Raw genomic sequence first — 21548 nt, 5'->3', positions numbered from 1 at the left:
AGGGAAAGGACGATATCGTAATTACCATCGGACTATCCGTTAGTTGGGGTAGATAGATCATAGTGTTGTGCCACTAAAAGATCCAGTGGCGATCATACTTTGTAACACCATTCAATCCAGCCTAATCAAGCATCTTAAAAATCACAGAGAGATTATTCGCTGGCATAGGTTGAATTTGTTGCAATACTAATTTTTGGGCGGCGGCGACAGTAATTACAGCTTCAAGATCTCGCACTCCCCACTCAGAATTTTGATATCGCAAACTTGCATCAAACTCAGCATTACTCACACTTGTATGTTTGCCATCTTGTTTATATGGATCATAGAGATACAAAATCCCCCCCACTGATGACAAAAGGTTTTTCGCACCTTCCATTAATCCTAAGCAGGCTTGCCAAGGTGAAATATGAATCATGTTGATATTGATGATCGCCTGAATGTCTTTATTTTGTAGATTATCTTCACAGTACCAATGAAGTGCGGTGACATCAATCTGTAAGGGGGCGGCTAAATTGTCAGATGGGTAATGCTTTTGCCAATCAGTAATACTAGCGATCGCCATGGGATTAGGGTCTGATGGTATCCACTGGCAAGGATGAAAATGTGGTGCAAAAAAGACGGAATGTTCTCCTGTCCCACTGGCTATCTCTAACACTGTGCCTTGTTTAGGGAAAACCTGTAAAAGTACATCTAAGATGGCATTGCGGTTCCGTTGAGTTGCAGGTGCGTATTGGCGATTGTCGATCATCGGCTCTAGGGGAAATTTGCCAAGATCATAGCGCTTGTGGGGCTAGATCGCTCTTTGTAACACTCACTGATCCAAACCGATACTCCTGCAAAGATACTAGAAAGTTCTAAACTTCCACTCCCACGACCTGAACTGATGTCTGCTGTCGAGGAGACTGAATTATACCAAATCACAAAAGAGAGGCTACAGATAGAGCATCAAGAATGGAAGCCCAACCGACAATAGAGGCGATGACAGATTTAGTCATCTCAGAGAGACGATTCTTGACTAAAAGGCGCAACTCATCCATATTTTTGGGCAAAGCAAATCGCAACCCTTGCTTCAGGTATAGCCAAACTCGCTCAATCGGGTTCAATTGGGGAGAATGTGCAGGCTGAAAAATAAAAATGATATTGCTTGGCACTCGTAGTCGCTTAGCCCGATGGCAGCCAGCTTGATCAACTTGCATGAGAATGATGCTGTCCGCAAATTGCGCTGATACAAGGTCAAGAAATATTTGAAAACAGTCCGTGTTGAGATGACTAAATTCATAGAAAAAGCTCTCTCCCGTAGCAGGTTCAACGATACCGTATAGCCATGTTGATTGAAACTGCCACTGGACTTTTGCTTTGGGTTTGATCCCACGCGCCGTGATTTTACGACCACTGATTGTTTTTAGTCCAATCCTTGTTTCGTCTTGACAAAAGAAACGCACTTTTCTCGTTAACCCCAAAACGGTCACGACATACCATGCGATCATTGCTAAGTTTTCAGAGAGTTTTTTTTAAAGTTTTCGCATTGTTCTTGGTTTTGGCTGGCGCTATAAGGACGTGCTACTTTCGGTTTTGCCTTCATTCGGCAATGCACCAAGTCATGGACATTTTTGTATGAGATTTCGATTCCCAGTTTTTCTTGCAACCATTGTCGTATCTCTCCGTAGCTATTAAACCCTTGCTCCTGTTGCAATTGCTTGTGCAATGCTTTTTGCGCCCAGTCTGGGACTTTTGACTTTCTTCCTACTCTCGGCTTGTGCCTCAGCAAGCCGCTAATTCCTCCCTTTCTATATTCTTTCAACCACTCTTGGACTGTCACTCGATTTCTGCCGACTAGTTGGGCGGCGGTTTGTACTGTCTCTGCTTGCTTACTTTTCAGCAAATACAATACTTGCACTCTTTCTTTGTCTGATGCTGTTTTTTGTTTTCCTAGCATCTCTTTTAGTTCTTCTTCACTTTCGCTGATCTCTAGCTTATATACTCCTGCCATTTTGACTCCTCTTTTGCTTCTCTTCTTTTATACTATCTGTAGCCTCTTCTTTGTGCTTTGGTATTATTCATCGTATTGCTCGAAGGTGATTGGGGTGCGATCGCTTTGAGGTTGGGGGAGAGGAGGTTGTGTCATTGAAATCAGTCCATTTATTAGTTTGAAATTAGTTGTTAAGGAAAGAAATTAAAGGAATATAAAAAACTAGTGCAACTTTAGACCTTTTATCTCTGAACGCCAGTCTTGGTCATAGCGGAGAGTTAATACATAAAAGTTTGCTGCGTCTTTAAGATTGTCGCGATCACGCCGATCTTTTTTTCTTTGTTCGGGAGAGTCATGAACAGAGCCATCACAGAAAACAGCAATTTTCTCATTTAAGTAAACGAAGTCAGGTTTGATATTTGCTTCTTCAATGAAGTATTGGGCTGCATCAGGTAACTTGTAATGCTGGTCGTAAATTTCCTGAAGAACTTGTCTTTCAAAATCGGAGTTTGGATCTGTTTGTGCAAGCAGGGCTTGAAATTGTTCTTCTCTGCTGATATCTGAAGAATGACGCTCGATTAGGCTAGTTGTTAACTTATCTAAGTAGTTATGAATTAGATGGCGATCAAACAAGGCATGATCCAATTGATTACTATAGGACAATAGACATTCATAACAGGCTTTCACACAGTCAGGCTTGTCTTTATCTTCGGTAAAGTGGCAAATATCTAGCGCCTCTCTAGCAATACGTTGGAATGCTTTGGAGTCACTAATGATTTGAGATAGCACACCCGCACCGCCTTCCGCAGCTTCCCAGAATAATAAATATTTACCATTGCCAAGACGTTCGGAGGACAACTCATTTTCTTCGAGCATATATACCGCTTGAATAGCTCTCTCCAAGGCATATTGCAAAGTAGCGAGAAATGCATCCTGATTGTCCTTGGGCATATTCTGGGGCTGGATTACGAGAATATTGGAGGTTTCTTGTACCTTTAAGAGAACTTGGTTATGGGGTAAATCTTCAGGGTTAGTAACTTGATTTCCTGCTGCTTGATCTCCTTTAAAATCACCCCATTCACCTGTTTTAGGATTTAGCTTGAAGCCAATCTCTTCACGGTTATTTTTTAATCCTCGATTGACGCGCCATAAATTGGCAGTTTCTCCATAACTAAGTTCTATCAAGCATTCTGTAGATTTCTCGCTTTTGACTAAGACTTTAGCAACTTCGCACTTGTTTGTGGCATAGTGAAAATGGGTGGTCATCGTGTAGCCATATTTTAGGCGTTCTTCTTCATCACAAGTAATGCGCTGACGGCGTTTAGTTGATTCCGTATTCATTTCCAGTAAACGCTGGGTTTTGGCATTTAATCTACCTTTATCCTCAAGTTTTGCACCGCAATTCTCACAGGTTTCTCTTTCCCAGCCAGATTGTCCTTCATGGAAGTAGCCACAGGAATAGCAAAAAGCAGCTTGTGTATATTCATCTTGAATGCCACCAACAGATATTTTGGTTTTAGCAATTTGGAATTTACTGCCTTCGTAATAGACAATATTAGAGGGTGCAAACTCACGGATGGCAACACTACGAGGGCGAGAAATGAATCTGCCACCATCAAAAGGAATATAGGTGCGAATAGGACGACGGGGGAAGTTGTATCCAGGAAGAAAACCTTCAGTAGCAAAGTATCGGTAGGGTGAAAACTCCTGTTCCGATAAGTTGCGATTTTGGTTACTAGTTGCGCCTATTAGTAAGTTTATTTGCCTTTTGGCTTCAATCTCTAGATTCTCAGCATTGTCTCTCTCGGCATTGCTAATTCCACCTGCGGCAAAGCGATCGCTAATCTTTCTGGCTTCTTCCCTTTGCTTGACTGCGGCGGCATATAGATCTCGCCAACGTTGGCAAGCACGGTCGAAGGCATTAGGGGCATCTTCAAGGGTACGCCGTATCCAGTTGTCATTGTACCAACTAGCACGATTAATATCAGCTTGACAGAATTGATCGGCTAGGACTTCTCGAACAGATTCAATGCATTGTTTTAGCGAATTGCCTGTACTTGTAGATTGAAATCTGGCTCGAATATCATCATTGAGCGGGTAATTTGGCACATCCATGTTTAGTAACTGATTCATGGAATTTTGCAAATCAACACCAGTTTGTGCCAACCAAATCGCATAAACATGGGACTGCATGAGATCTTGGTTTGCAAGTTCTAGTTTGGGAGGCTCAACTACCCCTGAAACCATTTGTCCTTGACGTTGGTAGAAATATTGATCGTGTCCACTGCCAACGGAGGCGTAGCTAATTACGAGGGCTTCTTGATTGCTCCGTCCTGCTCGTCCACTACGCTGAGCATAGTTAGCGGGACTAGGGGGGATATTTCGCATATGCACAACATTGAGGTCAGAGATGTCAATTCCTAGCTCCATCGTTGGCGAGCAGAATAGAGCCGCAATTTTGCCATTTCTAAAGTCTTCTTCTCGCTTGGCGCGGTTTTCATTAGTAACTTGTCCTGTATGCTCCCGACCTTCGAGATTTTTAATGCCGCTTGCGTTTCTTGTGTATAGGGTTTGGAAAAATTTATTGGTGTTAGTTTGGTTAGTAGTGCTGCCTTGGAGCCGCTTGGTAGTGAGTAAGCTAACAGGAATTTGATCTAAGGTGACAGCGTGCCATTCAATTTTAGCGAGACAAAGCTGCACGGTTTTAGCATCTCCAGACAGAAACCCTGAAGCTCGTAAAGCAGCAATTAATTTTTCTAGTAGTTCTTGATAGGCAGACTCTGAGAGTGATTCAGTTAACCATGACCATGCAGCACTGCTGCTCAAGAATCGCCCGATCCGACTGCGTTTACTCAGGGCGATCGTCTCCTGTGAATTTGATTTTGTATTTGATTTGCTAGATGATTTACTCTTTGCTTTGCTAGATGAACTAATATCATCCTTATCCTTAATGAAGATTGCCGATTTTGCTTTGTAGAGATTTTCATCTAGTTCAAATTTCCAGCGATCGCTAATAGATTGAGTAACTGCTTTGTATAGTCGATCTACTCGTTCTGCATCTAATAGGTCAGCATCGATCGCTAGTTCGCGCCGCAATAAATCGAGAAGTTCCTTAATCGCAATAAAGCGCTCTTGAGGTGATGCTTTACTGAGGATAGGATGCTTAATAGTTTGCCATAGTCCTTCATCATTACAAGTTTCTCTTAATCCTTGATATTGGATTTCTAGTAAGCCACATTGTTCTAAATTCGGTTGTAATAATCTCCAACCGCGTCGTAGATCTTCGTAAAGTCTATATTCCAATAGGTTCCGAAAAACTCGCTCATTTCTTTTACTGGTATCAAAAGGGGCTGGTTCTTTAGCATATTCCTCTTCGGGCAAATTCATTTCCTTGAATACAGACTGAGCCAGCGCCTCATGAGTAAGTAGTTTAGCTTTAGCCAAAGCCGCACATAGAGACGATCTCAAAAATGTAGTTTGCACAAAGTCATTGAAATGTCCTGCTTGCAATGAAGCATCTTGACGATTATCGGTAAAGCTCAGAACTTTAGCAGCATGATTATTTTCACCGAGACTTGCCTTAAGTTCTTCAACAGTAGAAAGACAGAGCAAAGTGGTAGCACTGCTGCGTCCTTCACTGCTAAGTCGAGAAAGCTTGGTAAACTCGGCTTTGCGTCCATCATGCAGAATTTCACAGTTGAGACAAACGCGAAAAGGCTTTTTGACAAACCAACAGGGAATCCCTTCGGTTAATTTATCGGTAATCGTTCCATTGGATAGAATCCGCAGCTTTTGCGGAATGCGATCAATATATTTTTGTTGGGGTTCCCGTCCACCTCTTTTGGTAACTTTAAACCAACTATCAGGCAAGCGATCGCCATCTTCCTCACTCCATAAATCAGGCTCATCAAGGGTGATATAGCCTTCTTGAATTTCGGTGTTATCGGGGTCAAAGTCGATCGCATTGGGGAGTAGCGGTGTAATTTTATGATTTTCGCGATCGCAACGCACCATGTAGTAATCATGTCCGCATTCGCGACAAAAGACGATGGGGAACAGCAAGCGATCGCCTGTGGTGCTGTATTGTCCATCAAGGGTAAGGTATCGCTGATCTTTTGGCTCAATCGTGGCATAGACACTACCGCCTTGTGAGATGAACTGATGCAGTCTAAAAGTTAAACCTTTTGTTCGGCTGCCCCATAGCAATACATCGGTAAGTTTTTGTTCGCATTCAGAGATCGGATGTCCTGTCAGTTCAGCGAGTTGCTTTGCACCAATAGAGATGGCGATGGGAGTACGACGGATTAAATGCCCATTGTCATCTTTTAGCCCAAAGTTCATCTCAATCCAAGCGGGGAGGGGATGCTGGCGAAAGAGGTTTAGATCGGTTTGCGGATCTGATGGTTCGGGTAAGGGATTAGAGATCGCCGCTTTTAATTCTTCAAGGTCAGGCTCAGAGCGATCAATGGAACGTTTGAGGGTTTCATCGATCACATGATTGGGTTTGACCTCCGAGCCGAAAAGTTTACTGGCGACATCTGCGATCGTCTTGCGGATATCATGGCGATCGCCTTGGGTAGACATGGTGGCGCTCGTACCGATGTAGATCAGCTTTTGACCGCACCGTTGCTTCAGTTTACGGATTAGCATTGCTACATCTGCGCCTTGACGACCGCGATAGGTGTGCAATTCATCGAGGACAAGAAATTTTAAATTGGGGGATTTGACAAACTTTGCTTCATGGGTACGCGAAAGCATCAGTTCAAGCATTACATAGTTCGTGAGCAGGATTTGCGGGGGATCATTTTGGATGCGGGTTTTCTCGCTCAGGTTTTCTTGTCCCGTATATTTTTCAACGCGAATATGAGTATCCGTAACATTTTCGAGGAATTTGGTTAGTTCTTTTTGTTGGGAATTAATTAAGGCATTCATGGGATATACCAAAATTGCCCTAACGCCTGTTTGGTCAGGATTACGGATTAGGTCATCGAAAATTGGCACGATGTACGTTAAGCTTTTGCCCGATCCTGTACCTGTGGTGACAACATAGTTTTCTTGACGATGGGCGATTTCAAAGGCTTGTTCTTGGTGATAGCGAAAGTGAAAGGGTTGTCCTTTATCAGTGCGGAAATATTGTGAACAGTCAGAATGTAAGATGCCTGCGGCAATGAGTTCGCTGGTAGTTCGTCCTTTTTGATATTCGGGAGTTAGTTGCAGGAGGGGTGGTGTCCAGAGGTGTCCATTGTTTAACTCCTGTTCGACAAATTCTTTAAGTCGCGGATCAGAGATTTTGAGAAAGCTTTCGATGTAGCTGCGATATTCATTGATGATGCGATCGCGTTGAGCAAAGATGTTGAGAGATGGAGTGGAGGGAGAATCATTAAGATTAATAATTTGATTACTAACTTTAACGACTGGCTTATTTTGAAACCAATTAAGTAATTTCTCTGCTAGAGAATCGCTCATAGTCGCAGGATCGAGGGATTCACCGAGTTGTATGAAGTCCCATTTTTCACGGATTTCTCCAAAGAGAATTTGCAATTGAGACTCATTAATATCTGCGGCTTCGACTCCTGAGCAGTCGATCGCCACATTCCCATCGACAATCATGCCCGCAAAAGTATGTAACACGGCTTCAGGCTGTTGGATCAGGTTTTGTAATTGCAGAGATAGTTTTGAGGACATAATTTTAATTGCAGGTTTGTCGTTATGTGGAAGTTTCTAAGACCCTCACCCCTAGCCCCTCTCCCAAGGGGGGAGAGGGGAACAAGAAATTGTTCTTACTCCCCTTCTCCCTTCATGGGAGAGGGTGCTGGGGGGTGAGGGTTCCAGTGGGGAGATGTGAGGTTTTCAATAAATTCAGAGGGATGGGAGGAGGAGCCACAGACCATGAGCGATCGCATGGCTCTAGAACAGCCGACATAAAATAACCGCCTTTGTTCATCGCGGATTTTAGAATGTTCTTCGTTAGGTAAATCACTATTGAAGCTTGGGAAATTACCTGATGCTAATCCCGTGACTACTACAAAAGGGAACTCTAAACCTTTAGCGGAATAGAGGGTAAGGACTTTAATGTAGGGAGCTTTAAGATCGATCTTTTTACCTGAAACAAATTTGGCTTTGAGTCCTAGTTGGGTTAGATGTTTGGCATAGGTTTCAGCGCTGTAGTTGTTTGGGCAAAGGATCGCGCTACCATGCAGAGGAAGACGAAAACGTTTGGCGGAGTCTATTAAAAAATCGCGAATCGCGGCTAGTTCTTGATCTTGGTCTTTGCTCAATAAAAGTAAGGGCGGGTCGCCGATGTGCAGAGAGGGAATTTGCTGCAAGCATTCAGAGTCGCCTGCTTCTGTGCCAAGCAGAATATCGGTACAGGCGATCGCTATTTGTTGGGTGTTGCGATAGTTTTGCTTGAGGATGAGCGTCCGTCCCGTGACCTTCAAATCTTCATGGATTTGCTTCCAGCTAAAGCCGCGCTGATAGATGGATTGAGAAGCATCGGCGGTGATGTAAATATTGTCGAAGTTGGGAGTGAGGTTAAGTAAAAAGCGCAGTGCGACGGGGGAGAAGTCTTGAGCTTCATCAATGACGATCGCTTGATAGGGTTTCTCAACTAGATTTTGAGCAACTTCAAGAGCTTGGCGGCGTAGCTGTTCCCATGTGAGGCTACCATTTTTAGCTAATAACTTTTCCCATGTTTCATAAACTGCCCAAATTGCTTCACGAATATTTTGTCGCAACGGCACGGCGCGACCACGCCGATCGTGGGCGATGTAATCATCAAGAGTGCGAATGCCCCAATTTTCGATCGTTTGTAAGATTTCATCGAGGAGGTAGGGCAAACCCAGTTTTTGTAATGTTTGCAGTTTGACTTGACGATCGAATACATTTTGGGCAGGAATATTCGCTTGCTCTAAGGCATTGGCTAATAGTGATAGACATTTATCACGATCAATGAATGGGGTGGTTTTGCCTGTGGTAACGAAATAGCGGCGGGCGATCGCATCAATCGTAGTTACTTCTACGCCTTTATCAGCAGGAGGACAGCCTAGTAATTGTTCTAGAAGTTGCTCGGAATAGGAAACGAGGGCATTGGTATAGGTGGTAAATAAAATGGAGGTGCAGCCCTGCTCTACTAATTTTTTGATGCGATAGAGGGCAAGGGTGGATTTACCAGTACCTGCACCGCCTTTGATCAGGACTGTGCCATTGCTCCCAAATTGAATTAATTTTTCTTGTTCGTCGCTGAGCTTGAGTAAAAAAGCACTGAGATCGCCCGCAAAATAGCGATCGAGGTCTTCGGCTTGACTGAGGACAAATTCAGGCTGAGTGTCTATTTCTTCAATGGAACGTGGGTAAAGGTTATCCAGAATCACATTTAGCAAGCGATCGGGCATATCTAGCTCTAGCAATGCTTCAGCGCTATTCACCTTAGCGATCGCTGTCCAATATTGTGCGGGAATCTGCCATTGTTGCAAGATATCTTCTGTAAGTGCGAAAGGGAGTCCCTCACCCCCAGCCCCTCTCCCAAGGGGGGAGAGGGGAGCAAGATCTTCTCTTTCTCCCCCTCTCCCCTTTTGGGAGAGGGGGCTGGGGGGTGAGGGTAAGCTATTGCCATAGCTTAGAGAGTTTTGGGAGAGGGGGCTAGGGGGTGAGGGTAAGCTATTGCCATAGCTTAGAGAGTTTTGGGAGAGGGGGCTGGGGGGTGAGGGTAAGCTATTGGCATAGCTAGTAGGGTTTTGGGAGAGGGGGCTAGAAGTTGAGGGGACTTTCTTCGGTTTTACGGACTGGAGATCGAGGGGGGTTTCTGGAGCTACGACATTAGGAATTTCGGTTTCATAGGTGCGCTCATTGCGCTTGCGGACACTCAGCAGCTTTACCCAACCAGTACCGATCGCATAAAACAGGCGATAGTCACCAATACGGATGCGATAGACATTTTCATAACCTTTGAGCTTTTTGGCATCGCCTTCGGCAGATATGGGATCGCGTTCTAATAATTTGGTGGCTTTAGAAACTCGTTTGAACACATTCTGAGGAATGCCAATGAGTTCATTCAAAAAGGTTGGAGTAAAGGTGAGGCTAAAGGTCATGGCTAGTTTTCAGAAATTTCTTGTTCGATAATTTGTAATACTTCCAAAATTCCTATTGCTTGGCTTGATTCAACATTACCTTCAGAGGCAATATGGATATGATGGGGAAAGTTAGGAAGGTTTGGGAAATGTGGAACATTGTCCCATCGTTTGCGTAGAGTAGATTGTGTATCATCCATCCATTGATAACGATAGCGTTGTGGAATAGTTTTATTGTTATCAACGATGAAGTATTCGGAGACTTCCAGAAAATCATTATTTGCAAGAATGACTCTAGCTCGAAAATAGCCTCGATCGCTTAAATCTTGTTCTTCTACAACTGTAAAAGAAAGAATAGCAGGACTAATAATTAGCTTAGTTTTAATCTCACTTAGATATTGCTCTGCATCCATCAGTTTGCCTGTGGTTGCAAGATTCTAAGGCGATCGCGAATAGCTTGACGTAGATCGTAAAATACACTCCACTCTACAAAGTCCGCAGTATCACCTAACTCACCTCGATTAAAGCGTTGATAAAAGTCTTCGGAGGTTATTTGGTATTGCTGTTCGTAGTTTTGAATTTTGGATTGGATTTCGGTATGTTGGCGATGGGCGATCGCTATTTCGATATCAACGATTTTATTTAATGCGCGTTCGAGGGTGTTGCTACGATAGCCAGTTTGATAGAGAGCATCAAGGGCTTTTAGAGGATTGTTAATTGTCTGATTTGGTAAATACATGGCAATTTTAGATTGATGATATGTATATTAACTAACGGGTTTGTTTACTGCATAGGTATTAGGGGTCAGGGATAATCAGGGGAATCATCTGGTTTTTGTTTTTTCGATAGATCCTAAAATCGCTATCAAGGGTCAAAAGAATACTATTAGGATAAATTTCTGTCATCCTCACGAGACAAGCATCAGCTAGAGACATAGGAACGGACTGATATCGTTGCATGAGTTCTCGAATAATGGTTGAGTCTTCATCAATACGAAAAGGAATTTGAATTTTTCCTCGGTTGATGAGACTTAGGACTGTATCTTCTCCTTGGTGAATTTTTTGTAGTAAAAAACAGGTTTCAGTGATCACAGCTTCACAGGTGAGCAAAGGTGCGGAAATATTGCTAAGTTGAGTTTTCACCCAATTATGGTACTGTTCGCTACGATTTAATAGCGCGACTAAAAATCCTGTGTCAATAATGATGACTTTGCTCATTTTTTACCCAGTCCTTCTAGGTGCTTTTTATTGGTGGCTAAATCACCAGGTCCACCTTCTAGACAACCAATAAATTCACTGGCTTCTTCTAGGAATGATGGTGGGCGATCGCTTGTAACAGTTGTTTGGGCGGTTGCCTCTGGATAGCGTTTTCTGAGGATTTGAATAAAGTCAATCAATAGATATTGAGCTTCTTCGGGAAGTTTATCAATATCTTTTTGAATTTGTTCGCTGCTAATTATGGACATTGCTTTTTCCTTTTAGATTAATGGCTTTTTCGGCTTGATGATGATAGGTATCTTTTTTGTCGAGGAGGGCTAACCAAAATCCTGTATCAGCAATGATCATATTTTTTTGCCCATCCTTCGGCTAATACTTGTTTGTAGGTTGTTGACAAATCCTCTTCAACTTCGACACAGCCAATTAAGCCGCTTTCGACAAATTTTTGATAAGTGCTTTTTTCTTGCGGGACTACACTAGGTTGAGGTTGTACTTGAGTACGACTGCGGATAAAGTCGATGAAGTCTAATACTTCTTGTTTTTGAAAGGAGTTGAGTGTAACAATTTTTTCTAGGATGATTTGTTCTTGGCTAAGGGCTTGAGTCATGATTTTTATCCTCGCTTAGTAAGTTTGCTACCAGATAATCCTAATATCCCAGTTTATCCCATGCTTCTAAAACGAGTCGTTGGGTGCGGTATTCGCCATATTTCTTCATTTCGTTGTTTTTTAGGACTCTAAATGTCTCGCTGGGGAAGTCTGTGCCGTAGATGTCGGCGGGGTCGAGGATGTAGCGCAGTTCGTCACGGATTAAGCCGTAGAGTTTGGCGTAGTAGGCATCGAGTTCGGCTCGGATTTGGGCGCGGCGGGTTTCGTGCCAGATGAAGGGGGGAAGGGGGATACCTTCTAGGTTGTCGGTAAGACCCTCACCCCTGCCCCTCTCCCAAGTGGGGAGAGGGGTTCTGAGAGAGTCTTGCTCCCCCTCGCCCTCTTTGGGAGAGGGGGCTGGGGGGTGAGGGTCTTGCTCAAAGGCGGCGCGGTTGGCTTGCCATTGTTCGAGGATGAGTTGGCGGAGGTGGGTTTGGTGGGTGGGATCTGGTGGGGTGGTGAGTTCGAGTTGTTTTTTGCCTGTGAGGTCTAGTTCTAGGTCAAGCCCCAGTTGTTGTTTGTCGCTGGCTTGGGTGAGGATAGAGTCGGTTTCGGCGTTACTCCCTTCGACTTCGCTCTGGGAACGGGTGGGTGTGGGATTCCAAAGGTCATCGGCAAAGGGTTTGATGTCCCATGCGGTGTAGGTGAGTTCGAGGACGCGGGGGGTGATGTAGTTGATGTCGTTTTGGCTGTAGCGATCGGGGGGTAGGACTGGGAGTTGTTTGACAATGAAGAAATTCATGTGAGTCCCGCCAACTTTATGCCTAGTTACAAAGTCAAATACAAGAGAGCAAAAGTTGGAAAGTAAGCAAGCCGCCAAGTTCAAATACTTATCATTAAACATTATAAGAGGGGCATTATTCCCAATTGCAACTCTAGGTAAGATTGTAAAAATTGCTGTTCTTTCATTGTTTGAACGAGTAATATCTCTAAAAGTAATTAGCCAATTTCTTTTCCACTTACCATCAAGTTTACTCTCTACTTCATTACGATCAATCCAATAATGTGGAGTAGAGACACAGAATGGATTAGACTTTTGTAAATCTTCAATCCTCGGTAAAATACCCACATTTAATTGGTCTTGAGTTGCTCCTTCATAAGTTGCTAAACGATGATCAAAAAGATAAAACATCTTAGCCTCGTACAATGGTAATAAATTTTCTGCTGGACTGTCTTTAAATAAATTACTATCTGTGTTCATCATAAACATTAAAGCGAAAGAAATAGACCAAGGATTCTCTCCAGTTTTCTCATTTTCTAAAACAGGAATATTTAGATAGATATTTTTTGTCAAATCAGCATCATATTTTGTCCTAAAGATTGGACAAGTCAAAGTATTAGGATTAATTGCAATGAAATCATCTTTGGTTAACGTTATTTGTCTAGCTATATCATTAGCTTCTAAAATATTCCAAGAACACCAAGAGAAGCACATTGATTGAGGCTTTACTGCTAAACCTGCTATAAAAATCAAGCAAAAAGAAACTGAATGATGAATACCAGAAAATATAAATCTTTCATTTTGAAATCCTTTGATACCTTGCAATCTGGACGTATTTACCAAATCACCAAGAAAGTATTGATTAAAGGAATCTGTAGCTATTCCAGTAGGAACTATTAATCCTGCTATTCCATTTGGAGAAATTATATTTCTGCCTAGTTCACAAAATAGAGGATATAAGTTAATACGCCCATAACTAGTTAAAGGGAAGCGATTACTATCGTGTATAAATTTTTGTTGGCAATCAATATCATGTTTAGCTAATTCATATTCATCATAAACAGATGGATTATCTTTTTTCAGATTCTCGATTAATTTATTGCGAGCAGACATATTTTTAGCGTCAGCAATTTCAGCAATTCGAGAAACAAAGAATTCTCTTGGATCAAGTTGTAATTGCTCCCAAGGAGGATTACCGAGAATGCAATCAAAACCATCATTCTCAAACACATCAGGAAACTCTAAAGCCCAATGAAAAAAGCCCTTCTCAGAGGCTAACTGATTCGCTGCATCAACAATATCTCTGATGCCTATAGCTGGAAGACCCTCACCCCCAGCCCCTCTCCCAAGGGGGGAGAGGGGAGCAAGATCTTCTCCTGTTCCTGTTCCCCCTCTCCCTTTTTGGGAGAGGGGGCTAGGGGGTGAGGGTAAGCTATTGGCATAGCTAGTAGAGTTTTGGGAGAGGGGGCTAGGGGGTGAGGGTAAGCTATTGGCATAGCTAGTAGAGTTTTGGGAGAGGGGGCTAGGGGGTGAGGGAATTTCCTCATTCAGCAACCGCACCAACGCCGCCGTAGTTGGTAATAACTGCAAATTCTGCTCAGTCAAAGGCATAAAAAACGCCGCCGTCCACAAATTGCAAGCCGAACGACTTCGCCACCACTTGCGATCGCGTTGATTAGCCTCATAGCGTTCCTTCTTCTGCTTCACAAACTCAGGCGTATTCTCAGGAATCCGATCTAGCTCCTGCCATGCTGAGGCAATTTCCGCCAAATCATCATCTAACTGACCCGCCGTCGAGAGTTGCCCCTTGAGATCCTTAAGCCTTTCCTGCTTATTCGCCTTCTTCTTGATACTAGACAGCGCCTTGTCATCCCCCGTCACCGCCTTAAACGCCTCATCAGGAATCCCTTTATTTAAAACATCGAGATTTAAAACACCCACCAACGAGTTACCGCACTTAATGCGATGGTCAAGGAAATTAAGGGGCATTCCCTTCGCAAAACCCTCAATCCAGAGGGCAACCTTGCAAAGATCAACCGCGAGGGGATTGATATCCACACCATAAATGCAATGCTGAATCACATCACGGGTCGCCTCACGCAAAGGTTCGGGACTAGGCGCAGCCTCCCCCGTCCGCACTTTAGCCAATTCTTTCCCAATCCGCCGTGCTGCTGCCAACAGGAAATGTCCAGATCCACAGGCAGGATCGCAAACTTTGATGGAGAGGAGTGCGGATTCTTGAAGTTGTTGAAGACCCTCACCCCCAGCCCCTCTCCCTGAGGGAGAGGGGAGCAAGAGAAGATTTTCCTGCTCCCCCTCTCCCCTAGGGAGAGGGGGCTGGGGGGTGAGGGAATTCTTCGCCTCATTCATCCTTTCTGCAATCACAGGCTCCAAGGCACTCTTCACCAACTGCGCCACAAGCTCCGATGGCGTGTAATAGGCTCCTGTCGTTTTGCGATCGCTACCCGCCACTAATAAAAATTCCCAATTTCTCCCCTCTCCCCTTGGGAGAGGGGCTGGGGGTGAGGGCGGCAAACTCACCTGTGGATGAAAATCTAACAGACTCTCATAAACACTACCCAACTCCTCCACATCCAGCGCCGCATAATTAACCCGCCGCAGTTGCGCCTTATCGGTCGGTGCATAGAGCGATAGATTGCGAATGACGACCATGAGATCGTAATTATCTAACGCACTGACATTTAGCTCTGGCAAAGTCGTTGAGCCGAACAAATCACCATTTAGCGGCGATAGCCCCAACAACTCACCGCGCCAATTTTCATCAAAAAGGCAAAACGTCACCCGCAAACCTTGCCATAGGTCTTGAAATCCCTCGCGGCGAGGAACGATCGCCTTTTCTGCTAGAGCGCGTAAACGCTCGATGCTGTAATACTCCTCATAAATCCGTACCTTTTCAGGATCTTCTCCCGTCAGTAATAAATTGCGCGACTCCGCCACCATCAAGAATAGTAAGCGGTAGATCAGTAACAGAATTTGTCGATAAAAATCACGATCGCTGATTTTTCCTGCTCCCCTCTCCCCGCTTGGGAGAGGGGCTGGGGGTGAGGGATTTTCCCCTTCCAATGAGGGCGAAGGGGGAGTAAGAGCATCCCTCAATGCTTGATTTTTTGGATGCTGTAAGAAACCATTACCTAATTGGACGATCGCTCTTTCGACACCATCCCGTAGGCGATCGCGTACCCTGCCGCCCTGCTGCAAAGTTTCTTGATGATAAAACTCCAACAGGCACTCATGGGCATCGTCCATCCCTAGCGGCAAGCGCGATCGGTGAAATAGGCGATAAAACAACCCAAATTCCGCAAAGCTTTCCCCTTCGAGAATTTGCTCAAGATCGAACTCAATATAAGTAAGCCTCGTCATCAACGAAGAATCACGCAACAACCGCCAATGCAAGCCATTAGTCACAATCCCCCACAAATGCTCAGTCCGATTGAGATATTCCTGCATCAACCCATGCGCCGACAGCCTCGGATTTCCACTCGGCGGCTTCTGGTCAAGTCTTATTCTGCATCCAGTAATGTGAATCGGAGGTTCGCCCTCACCCCTAGCCCCTCTCCCAGAGGGAGAGGGGGACAATATTTCTGATTCTCTTTCTCCCCCTCGCCCTTTTTGGGAGAGGGGGCTGGGGGGTGAGGGCATTCCCGCCCGATGCGAAATCGCAAAACTCTGTCCATCAACAATCTCCGCCTCACCCCTAAAACTGGGTAAATAACCCAAGTTATAAAGCAAAGGCACAACCCAAGCCTTGCGCGTTTCCGTAGTCCCCGACTCCGAAAAGCCCGATTCTTCGCGGGATTTTTTAAATCCTGCCCAAAACTTTTTCGCCTCACCCCAAACCGTAGCAATCTCATCTGCCAACTTATCCGCCTTCGCAAAGCCAAAGTCTTCGGGCGATTGTCCCTTGATACTGCCAGTAACCAGATCCGCAAGATAGTCCCCCGCTATCAAATTACCTTCGATATGCAAACCTGTACTATTTTTGACGATTTGAGTAGTGGTCATGATACTTAATAAATTGATGATTAACCGTAGCGAGGCTAAAGCCTCTGAGTTTAAAGTGGTAATAGGCTAAAGCCTTGACTACTCTGAACTACTTAGGTTTCAAAACATAGACACCGAGCAGATCCATCGGTAACTGAGCCTTCACTTTGACCTGTCCCTCCTTCGTAATTGCTCTAACTCTACGGTGAGATTGCGCTAAATCCTGCGATCGCGCCCTCGCAATTAACTCCAACTCCTCCTGCAAATCTTCCATACTTTCTAACAAGTCGCGCATATCCGATCGTACCAGTCCCAAACTAGGCGGATCGGTAACGGGTTCAGCAGTTTCAATTAACCTTAAAGCCTCACTTGGTTCCAACCAAATCGGATTTGCAGTTGAGCCTGTAAAACCAACCACTAAACATTCTTCAGCTAATAGACTTTTATCCTCTTTAAGTCCTTGTTTGGGGCTATCAATCAAATGCCGTAAGCGCAATAGTAATAACGTCGTGCGCTTAGTCACCGCATCTGTCACTGTGAAACCACAACGCGCCGCCACAGGCTTGGCTATATTACTCAAGACATCCTCTAATAGAAATCGCGCCAAGCTTTCGACTAGGGGATGATTGCGCCCAATAAATTCCACTCCATCAGGCGTAGGACTGACAAAGGAAAGAGTTAGCTTTTGCTGATTTCCTGAGAAAGCTGACAGACTTGGAGCAATCTGGGGCGGGATATTTGGCAGCACATAGCAAGGATGCTTATGAATCGTTTTGGGAATAAGAAAAGCCTCCAAACGCCCACAAGCCGATCGCACAAAGCGCTCAATTTCTGTGGCACTACCCAACACGCGATCGGACTCAATTAATTCCTGTTGCACATCCTCCGAAGTAATCGCCCTCTGAGCAAACCTTGTACGGCTAACTTTTTCCTCAGCTTGCTCCCAAATCCGATTCATTTCAGCGTCCAGTAGCGCCAACTGCGAGCCAGCGTCAAACATAGAAAGCTGTACCCCTGCCGATTCGTATTCAAATAGGGAGTTAAAAATACGCTCGGTAATATTGGCATTATCCATTGGCACAGGCACAGTAATTCCCAAGGATCGATGGATTTTAACCGCCTTGCGAATCAATACTTTCAAGACCACATCATCAATGGGGTTGTCCTGTCCACAGAGCAAGGCACATTTCACGACCGCAGCTTTCTGTCCATAGCGATCAACTCTCCCCTCACGCTGTTCCAGTCGGTTCGGATTCCAAGGTAAGTCATAGTGCAGCACCGCCGAGAAATGCTCTTGCAAATTTACACCTTCACTCAAGCAATCCGTTGCCACTAGCACTCGCTGGGGATAGCTGGCAAGTTCGTTTAAAAATATCTCCCGTTCATCTTCCGACTGCTCGCCCGTAATCGCCAACACCCGCAAGCGATCGCCTTTTTTGTCGAGCTTTTGTTTCAGCACATCCCCCAAATGCTTAGCTACATACTGCGCCGTGGCAATATAGCGACACCAGATAATCGGATGATGTCCTTCTTCCAAGAGCTTGATGATAGTAGCGATCGCCTGTTGCAACTTGGCATCCTTTGCCCCGTAGAGTTTTTCAGCAGACTGGACAAAGGCTTTAAGCTTACGGCGATCGCTATCTCGATATTGTTGCTGTCCCTGCTCGATCGCTAAAGTCGGTTGAGCATCAGCAGCCTGTTCCTGTTCTGTCGGATCATAAACATAGGATGCCATCAAGTCTTCATCGATCGCTTCTGCCTCTAATCGCTCCGAAACCTCACGTTTTTCCACCTGTTTACTCAATGTAACTACCGCCGCCGCAGGTGATGACATCACACATCGAATCAGCGCCAACGCCGCCCAATAACGTCCCCGCTTTTGGGCATAGGACATATCATCAGTAACACCCTTAACCAAGCCTCGCGCAAAATCATAAACCTCATTAAATAATTCCCGATATTCTCGCGTCAGCTTGTAACTAAGCTCAGTGGATAATCTTTCAGGAAACGGGGTTTCACTGCCTAGCCACTGCTTTACATCAGCGCGACGGCGTTGGATAAAATGACTGGCTAGTTTAATTCTTTCTTTTTCCGAGAGCTGTTCTAAATTCATCGCCGCAAATTCTGGCTTAATCAAACCCAAAATTGATAAGAAAGATTCTTCAATGCCGCTGTGGGGCGTTGCTGATAGCAGCATTAAATGTTGATCCTGCTTTGTCGCAATCTCATTAACTAACTGATGACGCTGCTGTTGCGAAGCGCTTTGACCACTTGGACGCGAACAGGTATGCGCCTCATCAACAATGACCAGATCAGGACAATGGGCTAAAAAACTCGCTCGCCGTTTATCGGACTTGGCATAGTCGAGACTAACGATGATATGGGGATAGTAGCCAAATACATGATGATCTCCCGCAGGTAGCGATCGCTCTAATTTGCCCACTGTCCCTGACCGAATCACGACTGCCTCAATATGAAACTTTTCCCGTAACTCCTTTTGCCATTGATCGCAGAGGTGTGGCGGACATAAAACCGCAAGGCGCTTAATCTCTTGGCGATCGAGCATTTCCCTTGCAATCAATCCTGCCTCAATCGTCTTCCCAATCCCAACATCATCAGCAATTAGTAAGCGTACTGTTGCTAATCGCAAAGCCATCAGCAAAGGAACCATCTGATAGGGACGCGGATAAACCGACAATCTCCCCAAACTCCGAAAAGGTCCCGCTCCATTCCGTAAACTCAGCCTTGCTGCATCCATCAATAACAAAGCTGCTTGACGATCTTGAATTGCTTCAGGTTGTGGCGCAGGAAATTCGGCTGATTCGATTACTTCTAGTCCCAGCTTATTGAAAACACCACAAACCTCATCCTCATTCCCACTTAAAGGTCGTAGCCTAATCACATCAGAATTATCCGAAGGCAAAACGACCCACTGGCGATCGCGACAAGTAACTACAGAACCAATGTTATAACTAGGCATATTTGAAAAACCCCAAAATTAGAAAACTTTTAAAGAGCTTGAGATTTAGTTGGGGCTTGCTTCTTCAGCAGGTTTGGATTCTTTGGGCTTTTTCTCAAATACTTGGATATTTGGCTCAAGCAAAACAAATCCTGTTTCAGTAGCTTCACCCATCTTGCCTGCGATCGCCGCTACCCACTGCGGATAATTAGCCTGTGCATCTTCCAACTTCTTAAATACTTTGGGTTTCACCGTAACGCTTAAGATTTGACCGTCACAATCTAAATCAAAGGTCTTCCAACCATTTTTATCAACAGATATATCGGTAGGAAGTTCATTAATTTTGATGGTTAATTCCAGTTTTCCTTGTATTGCCATATTTTTACTGTATATCTAATTGATATGTATTCATAACACATTTGATTTCCTACCATACGATACCAGAGCTTAAACCTCATATCTAAAGAAGCCATAGCGATTTCAATTAGGTTATTTCTGTTCTAAATATGACTAAAAGTATTCCAGATAAATGTAAAAAATGTGCGATGCTTTCGGCGGCTCAGGCTCAAGAAATTCATGGTGAGTTGGGCGATCGTTGTTGGAATCCTGCGGTTTGCTATAGTCGCCGTTCCTATGCCCGTCATCGCGATCGCCGTAATCTGATTCGCTCTCGTAAACGTGGTGATTCCGATGAAAATTTAGTTGTTAATATTGATGAGTTTGCGTCAGTATATTGGGCTGTGTTAGTGGTTTATCGACAGGCGGGAACGGATACGCCGATTCATGCGATCGCTGTTCAAGTCTGGAAAGGACAAGAAAAGTTTGCGGCGGTTCCACCCATCCATTGTGCGGGAATGGTGGCGACACAAGTGCATACTTATGTCCAGAAGGTATTGGTTTTGCTAGAGTCAAATTATGGGATTAAGAAATTTGCTAGCCAAGAACGTCTCGATCCTTGGCTTTGTCCTTTGCGTCCTTGTCCTTGTCATCCGAACTAATTTCAAAGTGGCTATGAAATGAAAGTTAAACAACTTGAGTTGGATTTGTGGGATGTCATTTCGACCGCAAGACAGACTCCTGAAGATGCAAATTTACCAATGGTATTTAAGCTTTTAGATCTGACTCTGGTTGATCTTGATACGCGATCGCAGTTACGAGTAGCAGGAGAAGCGGTATGTCAGATTGCAGATTTGTTTTGCAATCGCTCTAATTTTTTATTTGAGGAGTTACATTCTCGTGCGGTAAATGGTGAGCCGATCATGGCTGATGATGCTTTTGTTCGTTATGTGCGTCAGTCTATGGTGGTCGATTTTGACCAGTTTATTGAACCTTTGCAAAGTTTACCTAGGAAGATTCCTGAACAGACTAAACATGGTAATTCGATAGTTGGCGCAATTGATAAGGAGGTTTTGATTCAAGCTTTGGAGCAGGAAAGTTTGCTTAGTTTTGAGGAGGAATTTGAACGGGCAATTAGTACTGCTCATGCTGAAGATGTTTCGGCTTGGATTGAGGCGATCTCTTATTCGCTAAAGATCAATGCTTTACCTATGCATTTACTGGCTTTACAGGATAGTTTGCAATTGCCCATCGTCGAGATTTGGCTAGGTTTACTTTTAGGTAATTTCAAACTGGAGCAAAAAGGCGCTTTCTATAATTCAAACGAAATTTGGATTGGCTAAACGTTAACAACAAAGTTAACTCGAATAATGAAAAGGCACTGGTCAGTTAATGAGGGATGGGTGCTGAAATTCACATTTTATGACGATAAAAGAACGCAAATACTTCGATCACGCTTTAGCTGACTAGTGTCCAATCTGAATAAACTTTTATTATAAAAAGCTTAGTACAGGACAAAAAGTTGCAAAAGTAGACAGGAAGGGGTTTTATAAAAGATAACCACATCACAAATAAAACCCCTATGAAAGAGATTAGCGTATTTTGCGAAAAGTTACATGAACATCTGCA

Annotated in this window: 15 protein-coding genes; 2 read left to right on the top strand and 13 right to left on the bottom strand. The window is 44.2% G+C overall.

The annotated features are described in order from the left end of the window. Positions 1 to 121: 121 nt before the first annotated feature. From VB775_RS25460 to VB775_RS25400, 13 genes are all read right to left on the bottom strand, one after another. Positions 122 to 748, bottom strand: coding sequence for a DUF938 domain-containing protein (locus tag VB775_RS25460; protein ID WP_281009857.1), 627 nt, complete (start codon positions 746 to 748; stop codon positions 122 to 124). A 169-nt stretch (positions 749 to 917) separates the two neighbouring features. Next, a complete protein-coding gene (locus tag VB775_RS25455) occupies positions 918 to 1487 on the bottom strand; it encodes an IS630 family transposase (protein ID WP_281009858.1) in 570 nt (189 codons plus the stop codon). 2 nt (positions 1488 to 1489) lie between these two features. Then, positions 1490 to 1990, bottom strand: coding sequence for a helix-turn-helix domain-containing protein (locus tag VB775_RS25450; RefSeq protein ID WP_281009859.1), 501 nt, complete (start codon positions 1988 to 1990; stop codon positions 1490 to 1492). A gap of 201 nt (positions 1991 to 2191) precedes the next feature. Continuing rightward, entirely contained in the window at positions 2192 to 7654 is a 5463-nt protein-coding gene (locus VB775_RS25445; protein ID WP_281009860.1) for a DEAD/DEAH box helicase, read from the bottom strand. 95 nt (positions 7655 to 7749) lie between these two features. Then, positions 7750 to 10059 carry a 3'-5' exonuclease gene (locus tag VB775_RS25440; protein WP_323217098.1) on the bottom strand — a complete coding sequence of 770 codons (2310 nt, stop codon included), beginning with the start codon at positions 10057 to 10059 and terminating at the stop codon, positions 7750 to 7752. A 2-nt stretch (positions 10060 to 10061) separates the two neighbouring features. Further along, positions 10062 to 10451, bottom strand: coding sequence for a toxin-antitoxin system TumE family protein (locus VB775_RS25435; protein ID WP_281009862.1), 390 nt, complete (start codon positions 10449 to 10451; stop codon positions 10062 to 10064). After that, entirely contained in the window at positions 10451 to 10777 is a 327-nt protein-coding gene (locus tag VB775_RS25430; RefSeq protein ID WP_281009863.1) for a hypothetical protein, read from the bottom strand. Before VB775_RS25430 ends, VB775_RS25435 begins: the two co-directional genes overlap by 1 nt. Positions 10778 to 10835: 58 nt before the next feature. Continuing rightward, positions 10836 to 11255 (bottom strand): type II toxin-antitoxin system VapC family toxin, encoded by a 420-nt coding sequence (locus VB775_RS25425; RefSeq protein ID WP_281009864.1) that lies wholly within the window; start codon positions 11253 to 11255, stop codon positions 10836 to 10838. Beyond that, positions 11252 to 11503, bottom strand: coding sequence for a hypothetical protein (locus tag VB775_RS25420; RefSeq protein ID WP_281009865.1), 252 nt, complete (start codon positions 11501 to 11503; stop codon positions 11252 to 11254). Before VB775_RS25420 ends, VB775_RS25425 begins: the two co-directional genes overlap by 4 nt. An 86-nt stretch (positions 11504 to 11589) precedes the next feature. Then, a complete protein-coding gene (locus tag VB775_RS25415) occupies positions 11590 to 11862 on the bottom strand; it encodes a hypothetical protein (protein WP_281009866.1) in 273 nt (90 codons plus the stop codon). A 40-nt stretch (positions 11863 to 11902) separates the two neighbouring features. Further along, positions 11903 to 16645 (bottom strand): Eco57I restriction-modification methylase domain-containing protein, encoded by a 4743-nt coding sequence (locus tag VB775_RS25410; RefSeq protein WP_281009867.1) that lies wholly within the window; start codon positions 16643 to 16645, stop codon positions 11903 to 11905. 88 nt (positions 16646 to 16733) lie between these two features. After that, on the bottom strand, positions 16734 to 19604 hold the full coding sequence (locus VB775_RS25405) for a helicase-related protein (RefSeq protein WP_281009868.1): 2871 nt from the start codon (positions 19602 to 19604) through the stop codon (positions 16734 to 16736). A 45-nt stretch (positions 19605 to 19649) separates the two neighbouring features. Next, a complete protein-coding gene (locus tag VB775_RS25400; protein WP_281009869.1) occupies positions 19650 to 19961 on the bottom strand; it encodes a fertility inhibition FinO-like protein in 312 nt (103 codons plus the stop codon). Between the two features lie 128 nt (positions 19962 to 20089). Here VB775_RS25400 and VB775_RS25395 point away from each other — a divergent pair, with 128 nt between their 5' ends. Both VB775_RS25395 and VB775_RS25390 read left to right on the top strand, forming a co-directional pair. Next, entirely contained in the window at positions 20090 to 20581 is a 492-nt protein-coding gene (locus tag VB775_RS25395) for a hypothetical protein (RefSeq protein WP_281009870.1), read from the top strand. 18 nt (positions 20582 to 20599) lie between these two features. Continuing rightward, positions 20600 to 21262, top strand: coding sequence for a hypothetical protein (locus tag VB775_RS25390; RefSeq protein WP_281009871.1), 663 nt, complete (start codon positions 20600 to 20602; stop codon positions 21260 to 21262). Positions 21263 to 21548: the final 286 nt, after the last annotated feature.

Source organism: Pseudanabaena sp. CCNP1317 (genome assembly GCF_034931345.1).
Classification (GTDB): domain Bacteria; phylum Cyanobacteriota; class Cyanobacteriia; order Pseudanabaenales; family Pseudanabaenaceae; genus Pseudanabaena; species Pseudanabaena galeata.
Note: the sequence above shows the minus strand (reverse complement) of the source record. Positions and strands in the feature narration are given on the sequence as shown.

What these genes read in the sequence shown, in the direction of transcription:
- VB775_RS25390 (WP_281009871.1), top strand. Translation starts at nt 20,600, where the DNA reads ATGAAAGTTAAACAACTTGAGTTGGATTTGTGGGATGTCATTTCGACC.
- VB775_RS25400 (WP_281009869.1), bottom strand. Translation starts at nt 19,961, where the DNA reads ATGGCAATACAAGGAAAACTGGAATTAACCATCAAAATTAATGAACTT.
- VB775_RS25415 (WP_281009866.1), bottom strand. Translation starts at nt 11,862, where the DNA reads ATGACTCAAGCCCTTAGCCAAGAACAAATCATCCTAGAAAAAATTGTT.
- VB775_RS25395 (WP_281009870.1), top strand. Translation starts at nt 20,090, where the DNA reads ATGACTAAAAGTATTCCAGATAAATGTAAAAAATGTGCGATGCTTTCG.
- VB775_RS25435 (WP_281009862.1), bottom strand. Translation starts at nt 10,451, where the DNA reads ATGGATGCAGAGCAATATCTAAGTGAGATTAAAACTAAGCTAATTATT.
- VB775_RS25420 (WP_281009865.1), bottom strand. Translation starts at nt 11,503, where the DNA reads ATGTCCATAATTAGCAGCGAACAAATTCAAAAAGATATTGATAAACTT.
- VB775_RS25440 (WP_323217098.1), bottom strand. Translation starts at nt 10,059, where the DNA reads ATGACCTTTAGCCTCACCTTTACTCCAACCTTTTTGAATGAACTCATT.
- VB775_RS25430 (WP_281009863.1), bottom strand. Translation starts at nt 10,777, where the DNA reads ATGTATTTACCAAATCAGACAATTAACAATCCTCTAAAAGCCCTTGAT.
- VB775_RS25445 (WP_281009860.1), bottom strand. Translation starts at nt 7,654, where the DNA reads ATGTCCTCAAAACTATCTCTGCAATTACAAAACCTGATCCAACAGCCT.
- VB775_RS25425 (WP_281009864.1), bottom strand. Translation starts at nt 11,255, where the DNA reads ATGAGCAAAGTCATCATTATTGACACAGGATTTTTAGTCGCGCTATTA.
- VB775_RS25450 (WP_281009859.1), bottom strand. Translation starts at nt 1,990, where the DNA reads ATGGCAGGAGTATATAAGCTAGAGATCAGCGAAAGTGAAGAAGAACTA.
- VB775_RS25410 (WP_281009867.1), bottom strand. Translation starts at nt 16,645, where the DNA reads ATGACCACTACTCAAATCGTCAAAAATAGTACAGGTTTGCATATCGAA.
- VB775_RS25405 (WP_281009868.1), bottom strand. Translation starts at nt 19,604, where the DNA reads ATGCCTAGTTATAACATTGGTTCTGTAGTTACTTGTCGCGATCGCCAG.
- VB775_RS25455 (WP_281009858.1), bottom strand. Translation starts at nt 1,487, where the DNA reads ATGATCGCATGGTATGTCGTGACCGTTTTGGGGTTAACGAGAAAAGTG.
- VB775_RS25460 (WP_281009857.1), bottom strand. Translation starts at nt 748, where the DNA reads ATGATCGACAATCGCCAATACGCACCTGCAACTCAACGGAACCGCAAT.